At 59.5% G+C, this 333-nt stretch carries 1 pseudogene; it reads left to right on the top strand.

The features are described from left to right. A pseudogene (locus ACW9H9_RS28855) lies at positions 1-333 on the top strand (lipase family protein); the annotation flags it as partial.

The raw sequence follows: 333 nt of genomic DNA, 5'->3' as shown, positions 1-333 counted from the left end.
TACGAGCCGAGAAAACCCAATTCATCAATAAGGACAACAGCCGCACGTTATCCAATCCCGCCCACGTTAACGCCGACCCTTGCGCCTTCTACCAAGTGGAAGTCCGCGAGTTGGTGGAACATGTGGGCCATCTCCCGCCCCTCGTGCCCCGCACGTTCGCGCCCGCTCATCATCTGACCACGCTCTTTCGCCCGCTGCCGGTAAAGGGGCGAATCGGCTACGAACCCGAGCTTGCAAAGCGCTTCGGCATACCGCTGTTGCCCAACAAACACCACGTCCTGGAAGTTCGCCCTTTAAGAGCGCTCCTTCCGCTACTGTCGACCCAGCACGACT

It is taken from the genome of Pseudomonas sp. SDO5215_S409, assembly GCF_054071325.1.
The sequence above is the reverse complement of the archived record's forward strand: the minus strand, read 5'-3'. Positions and strand labels throughout refer to the sequence as shown.